Genomic DNA, 17,036 nt, shown 5'->3' with positions numbered 1-17,036 from the left:
TTGATGCGATAGCGTCCTGAGTCCCCGAAGAAGGAAATGTCAATGGGTGAGAGCTTGTCCAAGATCATCGTCGTCGTGCCGACCTACAACGAGCGGGAGAACCTGCCCGTGCTGGCCGGACTGCTGGCCGACCTGCACCTGCCCGGGCTGCAGATGCTGGTCGTCGACGACAACTCCCCGGACGGCACCGGTGACGTCGCCGACGAGCTGGCCAAGGCGGCGCCGGAGCGGGTCGGCGTCCTGCACCGGACCGAGAAGAACGGTCTCGGCCGCGCGTACGTGGCCGGCATCACCCGGGCGCTCGACGAGAACGCGGACATCATCCTCCAGATGGACGCCGACCTGTCCCACCCGGCGTCGGTCGTGCCGATCATGGTCGAGAAGCTGCGCAGCACCGACGCCGGCCTGGTGATCGGTTCGCGGTACGTCGAGGGCGGCTCCGCGGCGGCCGAGTGGGCCTGGCACCGGCGGATGCTGTCGGCCTGGGCGAACTTCTACGTGAACACGATCCTGCGGCTGGGCGTGAAGGACGCGACCGCCGGCTTCAAGGCGTGGAAGGCCGACACGCTGCGGGCGATCGAGGTCGGCTCGATCCAGAGCAACGGCTACTCGTTCCAGGTGGAGATGAACTACCGGGCGGTCCGCCGCGGCTTCCGGATCGCCGAGGTGCCGATCCGGTTCGAGGAGCGCACCCACGGCGCGTCGAAGATGAGCCTGAAGGTCCAGCTCGAGTCGGCCCTGATGCCCTGGAAGCTGCTCTTCCGCCGCTCCTGACCCCCTCGTTGTCCGCCGTACCGGTGCGCTGCCGGTACGGCGTACTGGCGCGCCCTGCGGGCTGTTGTTGTCAGTCGTAGCCGAGTTCGTGCAGGCGGGCGTCGTCGATGCCGAAGTGGTGCGCGATCTCGTGCACGACGGTGACGTTCACCTCGTCGACCACGTCCTCGACCGTCTCGCAGATCGCCAGCGTCGGATTCCGGTAGATGGTGATCCGGTCCGGCAGCACCCCGCCGTACCAGTTGCCACGCTCGGTCAGCGGCACGCCCTCGTAGATGCCCAGCAGCCCAGGGTCGCTCGGCGGCGCGTCGTCCTCGACGAAGATCGCCACGTTGTCGATCAGCGACGCGAGCTCGACCGGCACCTCGTCCAGCGCCTCGGCCACCAGCACCTCGAAATCCGCCCGGCTCATCTCCATCACCACCCCAGCGTAGTGACGCCCCCCACCCGAGCGGCCGGCGTACCGGCGGTCGCGGGGTCTGGCCGGCGGGCCGCAGGCGATCGACCCCAGCAGCACGAGCGCTCGAACGCCACCCCAACCGCCGCCAGGGCGGGCGCCTTTGGACCCTGCTCACCCGCCCCCAGCTATCTCGTTTTGGACCTCGGACCCATCTCCTCTATGCTTACGGCTGTCCCTGGAGCTTCGGCTCCCGCGGGTCCGAGTCCCCATCGTCTAGTGGCCTAGGACGCTGCCCTTTCAAGGCGGTAACGCGGGTTCGAATCCCGTTGGGGATACGGTCGAAAGGCCGATTGCAGTACCGCTCCGAAGATGGTGTAACATCATCGAGCGTTCAAGGCCCAGTAGCGCAGTTGGTTAGCGTGCCGCCCTGTCACGGCGGAGGTCGCGGGTTCGAGTCCCGTCTGGGTCGCCAGGAGAAGGCGGTGGGTGCAAACCCACCGCCATCTTTTCTCCCGGTCAGGTAGCTCAGCTGGTAGAGCGTCCGCCTGAAAAGCGGAAGGTCGGCGGTTCGAGACCGCCCCTGACCACACAGCGCCCTCTTCGGCTTCCGGGGAGGGATTTTTCTTTCCCACGCGCGCTACGCAGCCGACCTCCGTCGCTCCGCTCCTCCGGTCGCCCGCTACGCCCGCTCCCGCCCACCCTCCGGCTCAGCGCCGGCTGAAGCTGCATGCTTATCGCAGGCGGTTGCCGGCTATCGCCAGCCGGTTCCCGGCGGTCGTCGGCCGAGCGGCTGTCGCCGCCGTGTGGGCTTATCGCCCGCGATCTGCGCGCCTATCCCGCGGCCTACCCCGAGCGCCGTCTTTTCGGCGATCCTCGTGCTGGCAATCACCATCCCGGCACAGCGCTCTACCGGCGCCACGGATCCCGCCGGTGCATCCGCTCAGGGCGATCCGCGGGGAAGACCTCTTCATCTGCGTCCTTAATGCTCACCCGGTACCGTTCGCGCGCAGGGCGGCCACCGTGCGGACCTGCCGAGGAGCGGGCGGCTAGGCGAAGCCGCGGAAAACGCCGTCAGCGTCGGTATTGTCGGCGAACTCATCCCAATCCATGTTCGCGAGGTTGAGGTTGTTGTCCACAGACCAGAGCTCCCGAGCGATACACCTGAACGGGGCTCGTGATGCACCGCTGAGGTCCACGGCCTGGATGGGATGATCCTCACCGAGTGCAGATTGGTCCGCGATGAACAGGACCGCGGCGTGTTCCCCGCCGGCCATGGCCGCTTGGCGCACGTCTTCCCAGGAAGCGCCATCGTAGGCGCGCTCATCGATGACCGTCACGTAGGCGCTGAAGCCATCAACGCTCTCGGCCAGCGCAGCCGATCGAACCCGCTGCCATGCGGCGTTGTCAGTGAAATCGGTCCGCACCAGCAGGGACAACTCGGAACTCGGCAAACTGAGCATGTTCGTATTGAACCTCACGGCCCGCAGACAGCAGCGCAACGCACTCATCTGCCGCGATCCGCGCCTTCGCAGATCACATGGCGGACGGGTCTGGCACATCAGTCGACGGAGGACACGGTGCAGCCCGGCGAACATGACCCCAGCCCGACCGGCGACAGTTACCGATCGCGCTGCGTGCTCAGGTTCGGATCGCTAGGCGGACTCCCGTCTTCGCGGGTTGCCTTCTCGCCAAGGGAGGTGGGATGGAAAGGCCAGGGTGACGGGACAGGGGATTCGACCGCCAGCCTGACCAGCTCAGACGTCGACCTCCCGCGACTTCCGTCACACCGCTCAGCGCCGGCTGAAGCTGCATGCTTGTCGCAGATGGTCGCCGGCTGTCGCCGCCTTGCGTGATTATCGCCCGAGCGCCGTCTTTGGCATCGTCGTGCTGGTAATCACCATCCGGCACAGCGTTCTACCGGCGCCACGGATCCAGCCGGTGCATCCGTTCAGGGCGATCGGCGAGGTAGACCTCTTGACCCGCGCCCGTGATGCTCACCCGGAACTCTCCGCGCGCAGGGCGGCCATCCTCCTCCCAGGCACTATGCGCAGCTTCCACCTCGTCCCAAAGGGCACCGGGCCCGCCCTGCGTCACCACGCCGTCGGCCAGCCGCGCCCAGGCACCATCCGACCGGAATGCCAGCGCCGTACCGTCCACTGTCATCGTACGAATGGCTGGATTCGTCAGGTCGAGCCAGAACCGAGCGTCGTTGTCGCGGTAGATCGAGAGGTCGCACCGGTACGCACGGCTGACGCCGACTCCGTGCAAGGCGAGCTCAACCAACTCCCCGACGGCTTCCGGCTCCGGCTGATGCCGAAGCGGCATGAAGTACGCCGGATCCGGAAGAAAGTGACCTCGCGCTTCAGTGTCTGTTTGCCCTTTCCGAAGCACGGCAACGCCGGCACCCAACGGAGTCACGATGACCCCGCCGGGCTGGAGCTGGCGAAGCCAAGCCAACGGAACGAAGTCAAGCCGGCATGTCCCGATCACGGCGTCGTACGGGCTGGCCTCCGGATAACCATCGACTCCATCTGCGACGGTGACGAGCGGGCGGTAACCCGCCAGCGCGAGCCTTTCCCGAGCCTGATCGACGAGTCCAGGATCGACATCGACACTGGTCACCTGCTCAGAACCCAATCTCTCCGAGAGCAGGGCTGCGTTGTAGCCGGTTCCGGTGCCAATCTCGAGAACCCGCTCGCCACCGTCCAGCCCGAGTGCTTGCAGCATGCTCGCCATCAAACTCGGAGCTGTGGAGGACGATCTGACGTCTTCGGTGGTGACGAGGTGGATGTCCGAGTAGACGGCCGACAGCCAGTCGTCCTCAGACGCCGAGTCAACGATCGAACTGCCCTGCTCGTCGTTCCGATAGAAGCGAGGTACGAACAGGTGCCGCGGGACGGCGCTGAAAGCCGCCCTCCACCGCGGATCAGTGATGTTGCCGCTCGCAACAAGTTCTCCGACCATCCTGTTCAGCTCTGCGATCGCCTTGTGATCGGGACTCGCGTTCGGCTCACTCATCGGCAATTGCTCTCCAGAAAGTCGGCGATCGCACAAGCAATGGAATCCCGCAGCTCGGGAACGAAGGCCCATTGTCCATTCGGGTTGGCTTCCAGGAAGACCCAGCTACGCCCGGGAACGATCCGGAAGTCGAGGGCGGCGAAGGTCAGCTGTAGCTCGCCGAGCACACTGGTACTCCGGTGACGACGGATGCAGCTCCTTGCCGGGTGGGCTGGGCGTGTCAGCCCGGCCGGCCCTCGACCCGGAGCTGCTCGATCAGCCGAGCCAGGGACGAGTTCATCCGCAGGATCGTGCCTGCCTCGCGGGCCGGCGCCTGATCGGCCAGCTCTGCGATGGCCCGGATCGCCGACTCGGCCGCGGCGATGCGGTCCTGCGTCGTTCCTTGCGCGCTCGCGGCCTGACCCTGCAGCTGTACGGCTCGCTCGAACTGCTCACTCGTGCCCGCCGCGGGCCCGGTGATCAGCTCGGGCAGCCGCTGCGCCCTGGCCACGGCACGCGCCCGCCAGAGGTCGTCCGGGATCTGCGCCGCCAGGTTCTTCAACCGATCGACCTCGGCCGCGATCGTCGCCTGATCCGCGCCGCGGAGCAACTCGGACAGCGCGCGGACCTGAGTGTCTACGGTCTGGTAGTCCATCGATGAACTTTAACTGCGCCGGTCCGTGCCGGAGTTTCCGGTAGATGACCGGCCGCGGCCCGCGGTACCACTGGGGTTGATGGGTGTGGCTGTCGCTGTAGCGACACCTCAGCTCGCTGCAGCGCGCAAGCGGTCGAAGGCCTTCGGGGTGTCCAGTTGCTCCAAGGATTCAGCGATGATCTGCGCGCACGCTTCCGGGGTCTGGTTCGTGGTGTCGACGACGAGGTCTCGATCCTTGTGCTCGAAGACGGACTGCGACCGGGCCAGACCGAGGGGCCGATCCTGCCGGGCGCGTTCTCGGCGCTCGAGTTCCGCTTCCGAGCAGCGGACTTCGACCAGGGTGACGTCGTACCCGGTCAGTACCTCGAGCAGGTCCGTCAGCCGCCATGGCTCGCTGAGCGGGTAGTCCATGATCACGTCGTTGCCCTGCGAGGCGAGGGCGGCGACGGCTCGGTGATACCCGCGCCGGGTGCGGGTCAGCATCTCCGCGATCTCGTCCTTGGTGAGCTGGCGGGTGTGGACGGTGGACCGCAAGCCGCTGATGACGTCGACCGGAACCAAGAACCACGGGTCGGGCAGCAGGGGCAGCAGAGCGCGGCCGATCGACCCTTTGCCTGAACTCGATGGGCCGTTGAGCAGGAGCACCCGACCACGAGGTTGAGGAGTCATGTCAGCACACTAGCCACGGAGTACCGCAACGCTGAACAGCGGTTCTCGGCCTCGTCCGAACGAGGTACGGTCAGCGCCATGATTCGCCACGTGGCCGCTGGATTCTTTCGTCGCACCGATGCCGAGAGGCGCGACCAGGAGCTGGCTTGGAACCGGTCGGATCAAGCATTTTTCGCTGCGGGCGCTTGCCACATCCTGGCGTGGACGTTCTTGGAGACGTATCCGGACGCGGGGTTCCACCTCGTCGACCTGCGCAAGGTTGGCGAGAAGGACGCGTTCCACGTCGTCGCGAGCAACGGGACTGACGCCTTCGATCACGCCGGCTGGACGTCACTCGACGAACTCGTCCGCATGAGCGAGGAGTTCGAGGGCGTGCCGATCGAGACCCTTCCTGTCACGGAGGACAGTCTGCACAGCTATTGCCAGAGTCATTGGTGCCGGCCGCCTGAGGGCTACTGGTCAGATCCGATCCCACGCGCGCAGGCCTACCTCAAGCAATTCCCCGCAGCGGGCAGTACTGCGGTGCTCCGGTAGCCACGCCCGGCGCTGTTGGACTGCTATTCGCCCGTGGCGCCGTCGATGCGCTCGCGGAGGAAATCGGCGTGGCCGTTGTGGCGTGCGTACTCTACGGGTATCGAGCCAGGTAAGGCTGTATCGCCGTGAACCGGCTAGGCAGCATGCAAAGGAGCGGTCGAAATGCCGCGGTCGCCGGAGGGCGTACTGGTTGCTGGTCGGCTGACCGTTCTTACTGTCGACTCGCTGATTCCCGGTAGGTGCTGACGACATCCAGGTACTTCGCCACGCGAGCGCGGGCGGTGTTGTGGCCGCGGACTCGCGCCAGTACGGCGTACAGGCCTGCGGCGTCAGGAGTTATCTCGAGCATGGCGGCCATCGGCGTCGCCTTGTCCACGTCACCACGGGCTACGAACTTCGCGGCCAGGGGGAGCATGGCGAGGGCGAAAGTGTCGGGATCTGGGGAAGGGCCTGGAACTCCCCGTCCGACGAGGGTGAGGGTGTCCGCGAGGTTCAAGCGTCCCGCGGAGCCGGAGCCGGCCAGGAGTCGTGAGCCGGTGGGGATCGGGGCGGTTGAGGGCCACTCGTACCAGTCGACCCAAAGAGGTAGCTCGCCGAGGTCGTACATCGCGCCGACGTACCGGCCGCCGGAGGGGCCGTTCTGGGGCAGTTCGAGGGTGAGCAGCGCGTCGTCCAGCAGGCAACTTCCGTCGACGACCAAGAGGTCCAGGTCGCTCCAGGCGTCGCCGCGTCCTTCTCCGATGGAGCCGGTCAGCCACACGGCTTTCGCCTTCAGCGCCGGAATTGTGTCTGCCAGCCAGCGATCGCGCGCGCGGATGAGGCCGGCCAACGGGCCGTGAGGATCATCCGGCGTCATGGACGGAGGTTAGCTCGGACTCGGTGGAGGTGACGCGGATTCTGCTGTGGTGCGGAGTGTGATCGGTGCACGAGGTAGGGCAGAAGGCCTGGTCGGGACTCAGCTTCCGGCCGGTGGTGGGTCCTCCACGGCGCGCAGGTGCGCGGTTTCGTTCAGGGTGACGACCTGGTGGCTGTGGTGGGTGTCGTTGCGGCGGAGGGTGGTGATGCTGCCTGCAGTGAGGGGGAAGAAGACCCGGTCGGTCGATGTTTTCGGCATGCCGATCCAGGCTGCGATCAGGTAGCTGGATGCGCTTGCGTGGGAGACCACGATCTGGTGGGCGACTGGCTGGCGGAGGATGTCGGCCAGGGCCGGGTACAGGCGTTCGACCAGCTGCAGGCGGGTCTCCGCGCCGGCTGGGCCGTCGTGGTGGCCGAGGCGGTCGCCGTACTCCGGGAGTGGGATGCGGCGTTCGGCCAGCCACGCTTGGGGACGCCCGTCGGCCTCGCCGTTGGACCTCTCGCGGAGCCGTGGATCGGTCTGGACTTCGACGGCGAGGCTTTGGGCGATGCGCTCCGCCGTTTGGCTGGCTCGGCTCAGATCCGAGGAGTAGACCTCGACCGGCTGTTGTCCGATCCTGCTCGCCAGGACCTCGGCGATGCATTCGGCCTGCAGGCGTCCGCGGGGTGTCAGCTCTGAGTCGTGCCAGCCTCCGACGATGCCGTCGACGTGGTGCTGGGCCTCGGGATGGGTGACGAGGTAGATGTGTCTCATTGCCCTCCTTCAGCAGGCTGCATCCATGATGAAGGCGGAGGGGTCGGTCACGGACGGAGTTTGCCGAAGACGAGGCGGCTCAGGAGGGCGACCAGGACGAAGGCGACGAGGCCTGCCAGGGCGACCACCGAGACGATGCAGGCGACGTTCGTGGCCAGAGTCAGCCGCGGGGTCGACTTGGTGAAACCTTCGGACAGGAGCGCGAGGCCGGCGAGCATCGTGAAGCCGACGGCGGCGAACACCAGCACGATCAGGTGGTGCCCTCCCAGCGTCGCTGTGGAGGTGAGCCGCGACGAGTGATCGAGCCAGGGCCCGAACGTGTGCATCCAGACAACGGTCATCAGGTCAGCAGCCATCAGGGCCCACATGCTGATGCCGGAGCGCGAGGTGCTGCGCGTGGTCGTGCTCGACCGCGGCAGACGCTGCAGCATGGTCACCACCTCCGAACGTCCACGGACTGGTAGCGCAGAACTCGGTCGTTCGAGACCGAGCGCAACCCCGGCTCGAACGAGGACCAGCGAACGCCGCGCGAAACGCGGTGGGCATGGACTTGGACGACGCCACGACAGCGACCCGCTGGCGGCGCCGGGTTGGTCGACAGACTGGCAAGTCTGGACAGAACACCAAGAGCGCCGTGCGTGGCCGAGTGGGGTCCCGTCGTCTCCTCTACCGTGGAATCCTGACTCCATCATGGGGTCAGTAGATTCTATGAGATTACGGTAGACCGAGGTGTAGTTCGGTACAACCCGGTACGGCGAAGTGGTATGAACCGTTACCATCGGCTACCGAACAGAGGTCAGGGTCCGAGAGTCACACCGTGGTGTGAGCGTAACCAAGGCGCAAGGTCGTCGGTTGAGACTTAACACACCGCTTCTAGTGCTACACCCGATTTCGGGTGTAGACAGGTGTACGGTTACCGGGCGCGGGATCACGCGAGTCAACGACGATCCGGGAGTGATCTTGGGCCCTTCACCAGAGGCCGTTCGGCTGGCCAGGAAACTGCGAGGCCTGCGCGAATCGCACGAGTCCGGCCTGACTCAGGCGACGCTGGCTCGTGCGCTCAGCGACGACTCGCGGGTCGCCGTCGCGACGATCAGCTCATGGGAGTCCCTGACCAATCCCAAGCTGCCGCCGGCTGACCGGTTGCGCTCGTACGCGCTGTTCTTCTGCTCGGACCGGCCGATCACCGACCCGCCGCACCTGGTGCCCGAGAGCGAGCTCACGGCGGACGAGCGGCAGCGATTCCAGGACCTGCACCAGGAACTCGTGGCGCTGCGCGAGGCGGTCCGCAGTCAGGGTGGCGGCAGCGGTTCGCCGATCGGCGGCTCCTACACCTGGGACTTCGAGAGCGGCCCGATCACGATCATCTGCCCCGAGGCGCCGCTGCCGGGACGGCCTCCGTTGGCGAACGAGAAGAACCCCAACTACACGCGCATGTACCGGTACGCCGACCTGGATGCGCTGATCGAGTTGTGGGGGCACCTTCGCGCATCCAACCCCGAACTGAGCGTCGTGCACCGACTGCCTTCGGAGGTGGTCGCCGACGACCTGTCCAGTCACGTGGTCGTGCTCGGCGGCATCGCCTGGAACCAGGTGACCAAGCGGCTCCTCAAGACGCTGCGCGAGCTGCCGGTGTCCCAAGTCGAGGTCGAGGACCTGAAGACGGGCGAGATCTTTCGATCCAGCGGACCCGGCGGCCGGGAGTTCCGGCCGGTCTGGGACGACGGGGACAACGGCCGCGAACTGGTCGAGGACGTCGCCCTGCTGGCCCGGCTGCGTAATCCCTTCAACCACAGCCGGACCATCACCATCTGCAACGGCATCCACAGCCGCGGCGTGCTCGGGTCGGTCCGGGTGCTCACCGATGTCGCGGTGCGCGAGCGCAACGAGGCATTTCTTTCCAGCCACTTCCCGCAGGGATCGTTCGCCCTGCTCCTGCGGGTCCCGGTGGTGAACGGCGAGGCGATCTCCCCCGATCTGGAAATCGCCGCGAACCGGCTCTACGAGTGGTCGCCGAGCGAGAAGACGACAGCCGAGTGAACAACTCCGTCAAACATGTGTCCTCGCACGCCTCGCTTCTGCGCGATGTGTCGACGGCGTCCACCTCGCCGTCCGGGAGCCGGCTGGACGCGATCGTCGTACCGGCTTCCCGGCCGTCCTTGCAGCGGCTGATCTCGCTGTCGGCCGACCTGTCCGTTCCGTTGGTCGTGCTGTGCAGCCGGCAGGCGCAGGTGGAAAAGGTTGCGGAACGTGTCGAGGCCACGTTCGGCGCGCGGGCGTTGGTGATCGACGTACCGCACGACTACCAACTGCTGGATCATCACCATTTCACCTCCGACCGGGCCTTCTGGAAAGCCAGCGCCGAGCGGGCGAGCGACCTGAGCATCAAGCGCAACCTCGGGCTGGTCCTGGCCCGGCTGCGCGGCTGGAGCAAGATCCTGTTTGTCGACGACGACATCTCTCAGCTGCGCCCGCGCGATGTCGCGCGGCTGTCCGGTTATCTCGACCGCCACCCGGTCGCGGCGATGGCCAGCAAGCAGTTTCCGGACAACTCGGTGGTGTGTCACGCCCGCCGCCTCGCGGGGTTGGGACAGGACGTGTTCGTCAGCGGCGCGGTGCTGGGCGTCAACACCCAGCACTCGGCCGTGTCGTTCTTTCCGGACGTCTACAACGAGGACTGGTTCTTCTTCGCCCAGCACGCGGCCGCGCGTTCGCTGCCCAAGGTCGGCGAGGTCCGGCAGGACGAGTACGACCCGTACTTCGATCCGCAGCGGGCCGCCCGGGAGGAGTTGGGGGACCTCCTTGCCGAGGGCCTCTATGCGTTGTTCAACGGAACACCTGGGTGGGATCTTTCCGAACAGCTGCGGGCCGCGACCAGTAGCCGTCACTGGCGACTGTTCATCGAGGACCGGCGCCAGATGATTTCCGAGACTGACAATCGTCTGTCAGCCGTTCCGTACACGAGCGAGTCGGGCACGTCGGCGGTCTGCAAAGCGCAGAAGTCGCTCGGCAAAGCTGCTGAGCAACTGGACATCATCACACCAGAACTGTGTGTCGACTTCATTGAGCGATGGCGCGAGGACGATGTTCGCTGGCAGCAGGTGATGCCGCGGAGAGGCACCGCTCTCAGTGAGCGGGAAGCCATGAACGAACTGCAGGTCGAGAAGTGGGTCTCGTGCGGCTACGGCACCGACCCAGGATCGTCCAAGTCGCGCACAGCTGCTTTCGACTCCAGCCTCATCCGTTCCTCCGATCGCCCCAAAGTACTGAGCAGCTGACGCTCGCCGGTGGACGCGAAACCCAACCGTTCGTAGATCGCGCGGGCCTCGTCATTTCCGTCGAGCACCCAGACCAGCCAGCTGCGGACCTCCGGCTCGAGCTCGGCCAAGTGATGGAGCATTGCGCGCAGCACGCCTTGCCGGCGGTGTGCGGGATCAACCCAGATCGACTCGAGATGCCGTTCGTCCGCCGGCCGATCGAGAACCTTGACGGAGCACACCAGGCCTACCGCCCGATGCTGGTTGCGAGCGACGACCCAGCGGTACGCTAGGCAGCGGTGACGCCAGTACTCTTCGCCCGCGGCCGCCTCGGCCTGATAGCTCGACAGGAACGCGGCCGGGGAATCGTCGAGGGCTCGCAGCCGAACCTGTCGCAGAACTGCCCAATCGTCCTCAGCTAGCACTTCGACGTCCAAGGTCGACCCTCCGTCGGCGCGTCTCAGCACAGGCCGTTCAGCCGCCTTCCAGTGTTGGCCATCCGGTACCGGGCGGCAATTGCGCGCTGAGTGTCGCCGAGGTGAGTTGCTCCGGTGGGCTGGCCAGGCCGATGGTGGATAGGTTGGTGGGTATGCCGCGTCGTTTGCGTTCGGGTCAGCTGGCCGAGGTTTTTGTGGTGGATGTGCGGACTGGGAAAAGTCGGCTGGTGCACCGGTCGACGGAGGTGCTGGTGGAGGCGCCGAACTGGACTCCGGACGGCGAGTGGCTGGTGGTCAACGGGGACGGCAAGTTGTTCCGGGTTGCGGTGACCGGCGGAGAGTTGCAGGAGATTCCGCTCGGTGGAGTGCCGCCGGTCAACAACGATCATGTGCTGAGCCCGGACGGGGCGACTGTGTACGTCTCGGCCGAGGACGGACATCTGTACGCCGTGAGCGCAGGCGTGGCGCGGCGGGTGAGCAACGATCGCGGAGAGGGGTTCAAGCACTACCTGCACGGGGTTTCGCCCGATGGGCGGACGCTGGCTTACATCGGGATGGATCGTCGCGGGATCACCAACGTGTGCACGGTTCCGGCGGCCGGTGGCGACGACGTGCAGATCACCGATGACGCATACGCCGGCGACGGGGCGGAGTACAGCGCGGACGGTCGGTGGATCTACTTCAACTCCGAGCGGGCGGCGAGTGTGCCGGGGCATGCGCAGTTGTTCCGCGTGCCGGCGGCGGGTGGGGTGCCGGAGCAGTTGACGGATGACGAGCGGGTGAACTGGTTCCCGCACCCGGCGCCGGACGGGTCGGCGGTGGCGTACGTCAGTTTTCCGCCCGGGACCGTGGGGCATCCGGCCGATGTCGCGGACGTGCGGATTCGGTTGCTGACGGCCGATGGGGGGATCCGGGAGGTTGCCACGGTGTTCGGTGGGCAAGGCACGATGAACGTGCCGAGCTGGTCGCCGGACAGCAATTCCTTCGCGTACGTCGCGTACCCGCTGTAGGTTCGGCGGATGGTTGTGCTGGAACGGCTGCGGGCGGATCACGAGGCCGAGTTGCTCCGGTTCGAGCTCGAGAATCGGGCGTACTTCGCGCGGGTGATCCCCGATCGCGGCGACGCGTACTTCGCCGAGTTCTCCCAACGGCACAAGGCGTTGCTGGAGTTCCAGGCGGCCGGGTCGGACCACTTCCACGTGCTGGTCGACGGTGCCGAGATCGTCGGCCGGGTCAATCTGGTCGAGGTGGTCGACGGGTCGGCCGAACTGGGTTACCGCATCGCCGAGTCCGCCGGCGGCCGCGGGCTGGCGACGTGGGCCGTGCAGGAGGTCGCGCAGCTCGCCAGTACGGCGTACGGGCTGACGCGGCTGACGGCGGTCACCACGGTGGACAACGTCGCCTCCCAGAAGGTCCTCCACCGCGCCGGCTTCACCCCCACCGGCGACCTGCAACTGGACGGCCGCCCGGGCCTCAGCTACGCCTTGGAGCTGGCACCTGTGGACAATCCACAGCCCAGGAGCCGGCCGACCGGTTAACCTGGCTCCATGACCGCGCAACCGCTCCAGGGACCGGGCGACGACCCCGCCGAGATCCTGCGCGTGCTGCCGGCGAAGTGGCACGAACAATTCCTCAGCGAGTACCACCAGGCGCTCGACGCCGCGCACGAGGTCTGGCGGTTCCGGCAATTGCGCGATGTGCTGCACCTGTGGCAGCTACGGGCAGTCGCCTACTCGAATCCTGATTTCGACAAGGCAGCAGCGGCGGCGCGCCAGGGTTGCGACAGCGAGTTCGTGCCGGCCGACCAGGTTCTTCCGGACTGGCCCACCCGGTCGTGAGCGGCCGCGTGGAGTTCCACGCGGCCGCCCTGGCACAGCTCGACGGACTCCCCGCGGAGGCCTTCGACGCGCTGGTGCGCCGCGCGACGGAGCTGGTCGTCGCCCCTTGGGACAGCATGGCGCTGGGCGCCGGCGAGCCGGCGTTCAGGCAGACGACCTTCCATCCGCTGGGCCTGCTCTCCTTCTACGTCGATGACAGTCGGCAGTTGCTGAGGATCTTCGACGTCACGTGGGTGGGTTGACGCTTCGGCGATGTGCCTGCGTGGTGTGATGAGGCATGGGTGTGTTGGATGCGGTGTTGATGAAGGCGTTCGGGCGGCCGGAGGGGGTGGCTGGGCGACTCGGGGGTTGGGTGATGGCTCGGGGGAACGGGCCGACGGAGAAGTACGTGGTGGAGTTGGCCGCAGTGCAGCCGAAAGAGCATGTGGTGGTGCTCGGGCCGGGGCCCGGGGTGGGGCTGCGGGCGGCCGCGCAGTACGCCGGGATCGTGGTGGGGGTGGACCCGTCGGACACGATGTTGCTGGCGGCGCGGCAGCGGTGCGGGGATCTGGTCGAGGCGGGCAAGGTGCAGCTGGTGCGTGGGGAAGCGGCGGACACGCATCAGCCGGACGAGTCGGCGAGCGTCGTGCTGTCGGTGAACAACGTGCAGTTGTGGGCGGATCGGCCGGCGGGCTTCGCGGAGATCCGCCGGATCTTGAAGCCGGGTGGGCGGATGCTGCTGTCGGTGCACGAGAAGTGGGCGCCGGGTGGGCTCGTGGAGGAGATCGAGACCGCGGGGTTCGGCGGCGTGGAGACGGAGAGCTGGCAGCCGCCGACGCGGACCGCCGGTACGGCGATGATCGTCACGGCACGCAAGTCCTAGCAGGCTCGACGACCGGGCGACGAAGGCAGAAGTCGCTGCTGTTCGTTGCCGTTAGCAATCAACTGGGCGACTGCGGAGAGGCGAGGAGCTGGGCGATCCAGCTCCCCGCCGGAGCGGTTCAGGTGCCAGCGGCTAGGCGGCGGCTGCGGCCTCCGCCAGCTGGTCGGCGGTCGGCTGCAGCTGCGGAGTGAGAATCGTGGCGACGACGTTGGCGATCGCGAACAACGCGGCGATCAGGATGCCGCGCTGGAAGCCCTCGACGAGAGCCTGTTGCTGGGCGACTCCCTCGGCCAGCGCGTCCGTCGTCCGGGTGACGGAGAGGGTGGTGACGATCGCCAAACCCAGCGCGCCGCCGACCTGGTACATGGTGGTGACGGCACCGGAGGCCGCGCCGGCTTCGTGGTGCTCGACCTCGGACACGGCAGCAATCTGAGCCGGTACGCCGACCGCGATGATGCCGACGCCGAACAGGACCAGGCCCGGCAGAAGCTGGGTCGAGTAGGCGCCGGTGGCGTCCGCGCGGGACAGGAGCAGCAGTCCGGCGACACTCAGCACCGTGCCGCCGAGCTGGACGGTCCGGGTGCCGAGCTTCTGGACCAGCTGGGACGCGGCGACCGCGCCGAGCACCGCCGCGGCGCCCATCGGCAAGAAGTGGATGCCGGCGTCGAGCGCGGAGTCGCCGCGGACCTGCTGCAGGTAGATCGCGGTGAGGAAGAACATCGACAGGAAGCCCGCGCCGTTCAGTGCCAGCGAGATGCTGGACACGCTCAGCGCACGGGACCGGAAGAGCCGCAGCGGGATCAGCGGCGCCTTCGACCGCGCCTCGACCGCGACGAACACAACGAGCAGCACCGCGCCGCCGACCAGGAAACCCATCACCTCGGCCGAACCCCAGCCCTCGGGCTCGGCGCGGACCACGGCGTACACGATCGCGAGCAGGCCGCCGGTGCCGAGGATGGCGCCGGCGGTGTCGAAGCCACGCGGGCCGTTCTCGTTGTGCCGGGTGTCGGGCACGAAGACCGGGATCACCGCGACCAGCGCGAGCACGATCGGCACGTTGACGAAGAAGACCCACTGCCAACTGAGCGCGTCGACCAGCACGCCGCCGGCCACCACGCCCAGGGTGCCGCCGAGACCGGCCAGACCACCCCAGACACCCATCGCGATGTTGCGCTCGCGGCCGTGTGCGAAGGTGACGGTCAGGATCGCCAGCGCCGCCGGTGACAGCAGCGCACCGCCGAGACCCTGGACCGCCCGGGCGCCGATCAGGAAGCCGGGCGACTCGGCCAGTCCCGCGACCAGCGAGGTGACGCCGAACAGCAGCAGGCCCGCGACGAACACCCGGCGCGGGCCGAGCAGGTCGGCCATCCGGCCGCCGAGCAGGAGGAAGCCGCCGAACAGCAGGGTGTACGCGCTGATCACCCACTGCAGGGTCTCGGCCGAGAAGCCCAGGTCGGCCTGGATGTCGGGCAGCGCGACGTTCACGATCGTCACGTCGAGCACGACGATGAACTGCGCCAGGGCCAGCACCGCCAGGGTGGCCCAAGGACTGCGTCGCATGGCGACTACCTCACTTGTCTACGTTGTATGTATACGCTGTATGCGGACGCCGTCAACGTAAGGTCTACGATGTAAACTTGTCAACATGCCCACGCTCAGCAAGGAGAGTCCGCGACGGCTCGATCCGGCGAAGGTGGTCGACAGCGCGCTGCTGATCGCCGACACCGAAGGGCTGGACGCAGTCACGCTGCGCCGGCTCGCCCAGGTGCACGAGGTCACGCCGATGGCGCTCTACCGGCACTTCAGCGACAAGAGCGACCTGCTCGCCGCGCTCGCCGACCGACTGCTGGCCGACATCACTCTCCCGGAGCCGTCCGCGCAGCCTTGGGACCGCCGGCTGCGCGACATCCTCACCGCCTTCGTCGCCGCCCTCCGCCCGCACCCGAACGTGGCTGGTCTCACGCTGCCCCGGATCTTGGTGACCGAGTCCGGCCTGGAGCTGGCCGAGCGGACGCTGGGGCTGCTCGTCGAGGGCGGCTTCAGTCCCGACCACGCCGCCGAGGTCGGCCGTCAGTCGATCTGCTCACTGGTCTCGCTCGTCACCACCGAGCCGGGCGCCGGCGAGGACCCAGAACCCGCCGTACGCGAGCAGTCCCTGCGCCGGAAGCGCGCGAACCTGGGTGCGCTCGACCCGAAGCGATACCCCTTGGTCACCAGCACGGCTCACGTCCTGGTCTGCCCGACCTCGACCGACGACTACTACACGCTGGGCATCGATCTGGTCGTCGCCGGCATCACCGGCGTCCTCGCCCGGCAGGACGCATGAGCACCAGCACCATCACCTACCTCGAGCAAACCAGCCCGAACGGGGTCCGGCCCGCCAAGGAGCCGCGGCAGCCGGTTGACGTACGGCTGGTCGAGGAGGTGTCGCCGGAGTTCGCCCGGTTCCTGTACGCGTCGGTCGGCGGCGACTGGTACTGGACCGAGAAGCTCAGCTGGACCTGGGATCGCTGGATCGCGTGGCTGACCAGGCCTGCCTTCGAGACCTGGGTCGCGTACGCCGGTGGCGTGCCGGCGGGGTACATCGCACTGAAGGCCGAAGGCACCGAGGTCGAGGTGGAGAACTTCGGCCTGCTGCCCGGCTTCATCGGCCGGGGCATCGGCGGCCACCTGCTGACCGTGGGGCTCCGCAGTGCGTGGTCGTTCCCGCAGCGGCATCCCGAGATCGACCAGGTCACCCGGGTCTGGCTGCACACGAACACCCTGGACGGGCCCAACGCCCTGGGCAACTACGAGGCCCGCGGTCTGCGCCGGTACAAAACAGAGAAGGAGGAGCGGCCGGAGGCCGACGGACCGCCGCCCGGCCCCTGGCCGGGAGCCGCCAAGCCTCCAGCTGCTTCTTGAGCTCGGCTCCATCGAAGCGAGCGTTGTCCCGTGTCGGCCGGACAGCACGCTCGGTGCGGGTTACGCTCCGAAGCGTCGTCACCCCAAACCAACGGGAGGT

At 67.4% G+C, this 17,036-nt stretch carries 22 protein-coding genes and 3 tRNA genes; 14 read left to right on the top strand and 11 right to left on the bottom strand.

Annotated features, from left to right (window positions below; all coding sequences use genetic code 11):
- Window positions 1-42: 42 nt before the first annotated feature.
- Window positions 43-774, top strand: coding sequence for a polyprenol monophosphomannose synthase (locus tag KFLA_RS03270; protein WP_012918333.1), 732 nt, complete (start codon window positions 43-45; stop codon window positions 772-774).
- A 70-nt stretch (window positions 775-844) separates the two neighbouring features.
- On the opposite strand, the gene KFLA_RS03265 is transcribed toward KFLA_RS03270, so the two are convergent.
- Window positions 845-1,186, bottom strand: coding sequence for a metallopeptidase family protein (locus KFLA_RS03265; RefSeq protein ID WP_237706712.1), 342 nt, complete (start codon window positions 1,184-1,186; stop codon window positions 845-847).
- 250 nt (window positions 1,187-1,436) lie between these two features.
- Between KFLA_RS03265 and KFLA_RS03260 the strand changes: the two genes are divergently transcribed.
- The 3 genes from KFLA_RS03260 (at window position 1,437) to KFLA_RS03250 (ending at window position 1,761) form a co-directional block, all read left to right on the top strand.
- A tRNA-Glu gene (locus KFLA_RS03260) sits at window positions 1,437-1,509 on the top strand.
- Between the two features lie 60 nt (window positions 1,510-1,569).
- Window positions 1,570-1,646 (top strand) — tRNA-Asp (locus KFLA_RS03255).
- Window positions 1,647-1,688: 42 nt separating this feature from the next.
- A tRNA-Phe gene (locus KFLA_RS03250) sits at window positions 1,689-1,761 on the top strand.
- A 459-nt stretch (window positions 1,762-2,220) separates the two neighbouring features.
- Here KFLA_RS03250 and KFLA_RS03245 read toward each other — a convergent pair.
- From KFLA_RS03245 to KFLA_RS03230, 4 genes are all read right to left on the bottom strand, one after another.
- A complete protein-coding gene (locus KFLA_RS03245) occupies window positions 2,221-2,634 on the bottom strand; it encodes a DUF6924 domain-containing protein (protein WP_041289742.1) in 414 nt (137 codons plus the stop codon).
- 454 nt (window positions 2,635-3,088) lie between these two features.
- The gene (locus KFLA_RS03240) at window positions 3,089-4,192 is read right to left on the bottom strand and encodes a methyltransferase domain-containing protein (protein WP_012918330.1); all 1,104 of its coding nucleotides are present in this window, start codon (window positions 4,190-4,192) and stop codon (window positions 3,089-3,091) included.
- A gap of 220 nt (window positions 4,193-4,412) precedes the next feature.
- Window positions 4,413-4,826 (bottom strand): hypothetical protein, encoded by a 414-nt coding sequence (locus KFLA_RS03235; protein WP_012918328.1) that lies wholly within the window; start codon window positions 4,824-4,826, stop codon window positions 4,413-4,415.
- 108 nt (window positions 4,827-4,934) lie between these two features.
- The gene (locus KFLA_RS03230; protein ID WP_041289123.1) at window positions 4,935-5,495 is read right to left on the bottom strand and encodes a chloramphenicol phosphotransferase CPT family protein; all 561 of its coding nucleotides are present in this window, start codon (window positions 5,493-5,495) and stop codon (window positions 4,935-4,937) included.
- A gap of 78 nt (window positions 5,496-5,573) precedes the next feature.
- On the opposite strand from KFLA_RS03230, the gene KFLA_RS03225 reads away from it, so the two are divergent.
- Window positions 5,574-6,029, top strand: coding sequence for a hypothetical protein (locus KFLA_RS03225; protein ID WP_012918326.1), 456 nt, complete (start codon window positions 5,574-5,576; stop codon window positions 6,027-6,029).
- A 23-nt stretch (window positions 6,030-6,052) separates the two neighbouring features.
- Here the strand turns inward: KFLA_RS03225 and KFLA_RS36405 are convergent, their stop codons facing one another.
- The 4 genes from KFLA_RS36405 to KFLA_RS03210 form a co-directional block, all read right to left on the bottom strand.
- Window positions 6,053-6,130: a mycothiol transferase gene (locus KFLA_RS36405; RefSeq protein WP_083792954.1), complete on the bottom strand. Its 78-nt coding sequence runs from the start codon at window positions 6,128-6,130 to the stop codon at window positions 6,053-6,055.
- Window positions 6,131-6,240: 110 nt separating this feature from the next.
- Complete coding sequence (locus KFLA_RS03220) at window positions 6,241-6,885, bottom strand: hypothetical protein (RefSeq protein WP_012918325.1); 645 nt, start codon at window positions 6,883-6,885, stop codon at window positions 6,241-6,243.
- 99 nt (window positions 6,886-6,984) lie between these two features.
- A complete protein-coding gene (locus KFLA_RS03215; RefSeq protein ID WP_012918324.1) occupies window positions 6,985-7,638 on the bottom strand; it encodes a histidine phosphatase family protein in 654 nt (217 codons plus the stop codon).
- Window positions 7,639-7,685: 47 nt separating this feature from the next.
- Window positions 7,686-8,069 (bottom strand): hypothetical protein, encoded by a 384-nt coding sequence (locus KFLA_RS03210; protein ID WP_012918323.1) that lies wholly within the window; start codon window positions 8,067-8,069, stop codon window positions 7,686-7,688.
- A 529-nt stretch (window positions 8,070-8,598) separates the two neighbouring features.
- Between KFLA_RS03210 and KFLA_RS03205 the strand changes: the two genes are divergently transcribed.
- Together KFLA_RS03205 and KFLA_RS03200 are read left to right on the top strand one after the other, a co-directional pair.
- Window positions 8,599-9,678: a helix-turn-helix domain-containing protein gene (locus KFLA_RS03205; protein ID WP_012918322.1), complete on the top strand. Its 1,080-nt coding sequence runs from the start codon at window positions 8,599-8,601 to the stop codon at window positions 9,676-9,678.
- A complete protein-coding gene (locus KFLA_RS03200) occupies window positions 9,675-10,916 on the top strand; it encodes a hypothetical protein (RefSeq protein WP_012918321.1) in 1,242 nt (413 codons plus the stop codon). Before KFLA_RS03205 ends, KFLA_RS03200 begins: the two co-directional genes overlap by 4 nt.
- Here KFLA_RS03200 and KFLA_RS36400 read toward each other — a convergent pair.
- Window positions 10,820-11,332 (bottom strand): GNAT family N-acetyltransferase, encoded by a 513-nt coding sequence (locus KFLA_RS36400; protein ID WP_158307257.1) that lies wholly within the window; start codon window positions 11,330-11,332, stop codon window positions 10,820-10,822. The two genes, KFLA_RS03200 and KFLA_RS36400, sit on opposite strands and share 97 nt — an antisense overlap.
- A gap of 227 nt (window positions 11,333-11,559) precedes the next feature.
- On the opposite strand from KFLA_RS36400, the gene KFLA_RS03195 reads away from it, so the two are divergent.
- From KFLA_RS03195 to KFLA_RS03175, 5 genes are all read left to right on the top strand, one after another.
- Complete coding sequence (locus tag KFLA_RS03195) at window positions 11,560-12,342, top strand: TolB family protein (RefSeq protein ID WP_237706711.1); 783 nt, start codon at window positions 11,560-11,562, stop codon at window positions 12,340-12,342.
- Window positions 12,343-12,351: 9 nt separating this feature from the next.
- Window positions 12,352-12,870, top strand: coding sequence for a GNAT family N-acetyltransferase (locus KFLA_RS03190; RefSeq protein ID WP_012918318.1), 519 nt, complete (start codon window positions 12,352-12,354; stop codon window positions 12,868-12,870).
- Between the two features lie 9 nt (window positions 12,871-12,879).
- Entirely contained in the window at window positions 12,880-13,170 is a 291-nt protein-coding gene (locus tag KFLA_RS03185; protein WP_012918317.1) for a DUF6247 family protein, read from the top strand.
- A gap of 8 nt (window positions 13,171-13,178) precedes the next feature.
- Window positions 13,179-13,412 (top strand): hypothetical protein, encoded by a 234-nt coding sequence (locus KFLA_RS03180; protein ID WP_012918316.1) that lies wholly within the window; start codon window positions 13,179-13,181, stop codon window positions 13,410-13,412.
- Window positions 13,413-13,525: 113 nt separating this feature from the next.
- Window positions 13,526-14,032, top strand: coding sequence for a class I SAM-dependent methyltransferase (locus KFLA_RS03175; RefSeq protein ID WP_237706710.1), 507 nt, complete (start codon window positions 13,526-13,528; stop codon window positions 14,030-14,032).
- 132 nt (window positions 14,033-14,164) lie between these two features.
- On the opposite strand, the gene KFLA_RS03170 is transcribed toward KFLA_RS03175, so the two are convergent.
- A complete protein-coding gene (locus tag KFLA_RS03170; protein WP_012918314.1) occupies window positions 14,165-15,592 on the bottom strand; it encodes an MFS transporter in 1,428 nt (475 codons plus the stop codon).
- Between the two features lie 85 nt (window positions 15,593-15,677).
- Between KFLA_RS03170 and KFLA_RS03165 the strand changes: the two genes are divergently transcribed.
- Window positions 15,678-16,358, top strand: a complete 681-nt coding sequence (locus KFLA_RS03165; RefSeq protein ID WP_012918313.1) for a TetR/AcrR family transcriptional regulator C-terminal domain-containing protein — start codon at window positions 15,678-15,680, stop codon at window positions 16,356-16,358.
- A complete protein-coding gene (locus KFLA_RS03160; protein ID WP_012918312.1) occupies window positions 16,355-16,936 on the top strand; it encodes a GNAT family N-acetyltransferase in 582 nt (193 codons plus the stop codon). The genes KFLA_RS03165 and KFLA_RS03160 overlap by 4 nt, the downstream gene beginning before the upstream one ends.
- Window positions 16,937-17,036: the final 100 nt, after the last annotated feature.

This window comes from Kribbella flavida DSM 17836, from assembly GCF_000024345.1.
GTDB classification, from domain to species: domain Bacteria; phylum Actinomycetota; class Actinomycetes; order Propionibacteriales; family Kribbellaceae; genus Kribbella; species Kribbella flavida.
The sequence above is the reverse complement of the archived record's forward strand: the minus strand, read 5'-3'. Positions and strand labels throughout refer to the sequence as shown.

Bases quoted from the DNA above. Each gene is read 5' to 3' on its own strand.
- KFLA_RS03270 (WP_012918333.1), top strand. From the start codon at position 43: ATGGGTGAGAGCTTGTCCAAGATCATCGTCGTCGTGCCGACCTACAAC.
- KFLA_RS03265 (WP_237706712.1), bottom strand. From the start codon at position 1,186: ATGAGCCGGGCGGATTTCGAGGTGCTGGTGGCCGAGGCGCTGGACGAG.
- KFLA_RS03245 (WP_041289742.1), bottom strand. From the start codon at position 2,634: ATGCTCAGTTTGCCGAGTTCCGAGTTGTCCCTGCTGGTGCGGACCGAT.
- KFLA_RS03240 (WP_012918330.1), bottom strand. From the start codon at position 4,192: ATGAGTGAGCCGAACGCGAGTCCCGATCACAAGGCGATCGCAGAGCTG.
- KFLA_RS03235 (WP_012918328.1), bottom strand. From the start codon at position 4,826: ATGGACTACCAGACCGTAGACACTCAGGTCCGCGCGCTGTCCGAGTTG.
- KFLA_RS03230 (WP_041289123.1), bottom strand. From the start codon at position 5,495: ATGACTCCTCAACCTCGTGGTCGGGTGCTCCTGCTCAACGGCCCATCG.
- KFLA_RS03225 (WP_012918326.1), top strand. From the start codon at position 5,574: ATGATTCGCCACGTGGCCGCTGGATTCTTTCGTCGCACCGATGCCGAG.
- KFLA_RS03220 (WP_012918325.1), bottom strand. From the start codon at position 6,885: ATGACGCCGGATGATCCTCACGGCCCGTTGGCCGGCCTCATCCGCGCG.
- KFLA_RS03215 (WP_012918324.1), bottom strand. From the start codon at position 7,638: ATGAGACACATCTACCTCGTCACCCATCCCGAGGCCCAGCACCACGTC.
- KFLA_RS03210 (WP_012918323.1), bottom strand. From the start codon at position 8,069: ATGCTGCAGCGTCTGCCGCGGTCGAGCACGACCACGCGCAGCACCTCG.
- KFLA_RS03190 (WP_012918318.1), top strand. From the start codon at position 12,352: ATGGTTGTGCTGGAACGGCTGCGGGCGGATCACGAGGCCGAGTTGCTC.
- KFLA_RS03185 (WP_012918317.1), top strand. From the start codon at position 12,880: ATGACCGCGCAACCGCTCCAGGGACCGGGCGACGACCCCGCCGAGATC.
- KFLA_RS03175 (WP_237706710.1), top strand. From the start codon at position 13,526: ATGGCTCGGGGGAACGGGCCGACGGAGAAGTACGTGGTGGAGTTGGCC.
- KFLA_RS03170 (WP_012918314.1), bottom strand. From the start codon at position 15,592: ATGCGACGCAGTCCTTGGGCCACCCTGGCGGTGCTGGCCCTGGCGCAG.
- KFLA_RS03165 (WP_012918313.1), top strand. From the start codon at position 15,678: ATGCCCACGCTCAGCAAGGAGAGTCCGCGACGGCTCGATCCGGCGAAG.
- KFLA_RS03160 (WP_012918312.1), top strand. From the start codon at position 16,355: ATGAGCACCAGCACCATCACCTACCTCGAGCAAACCAGCCCGAACGGG.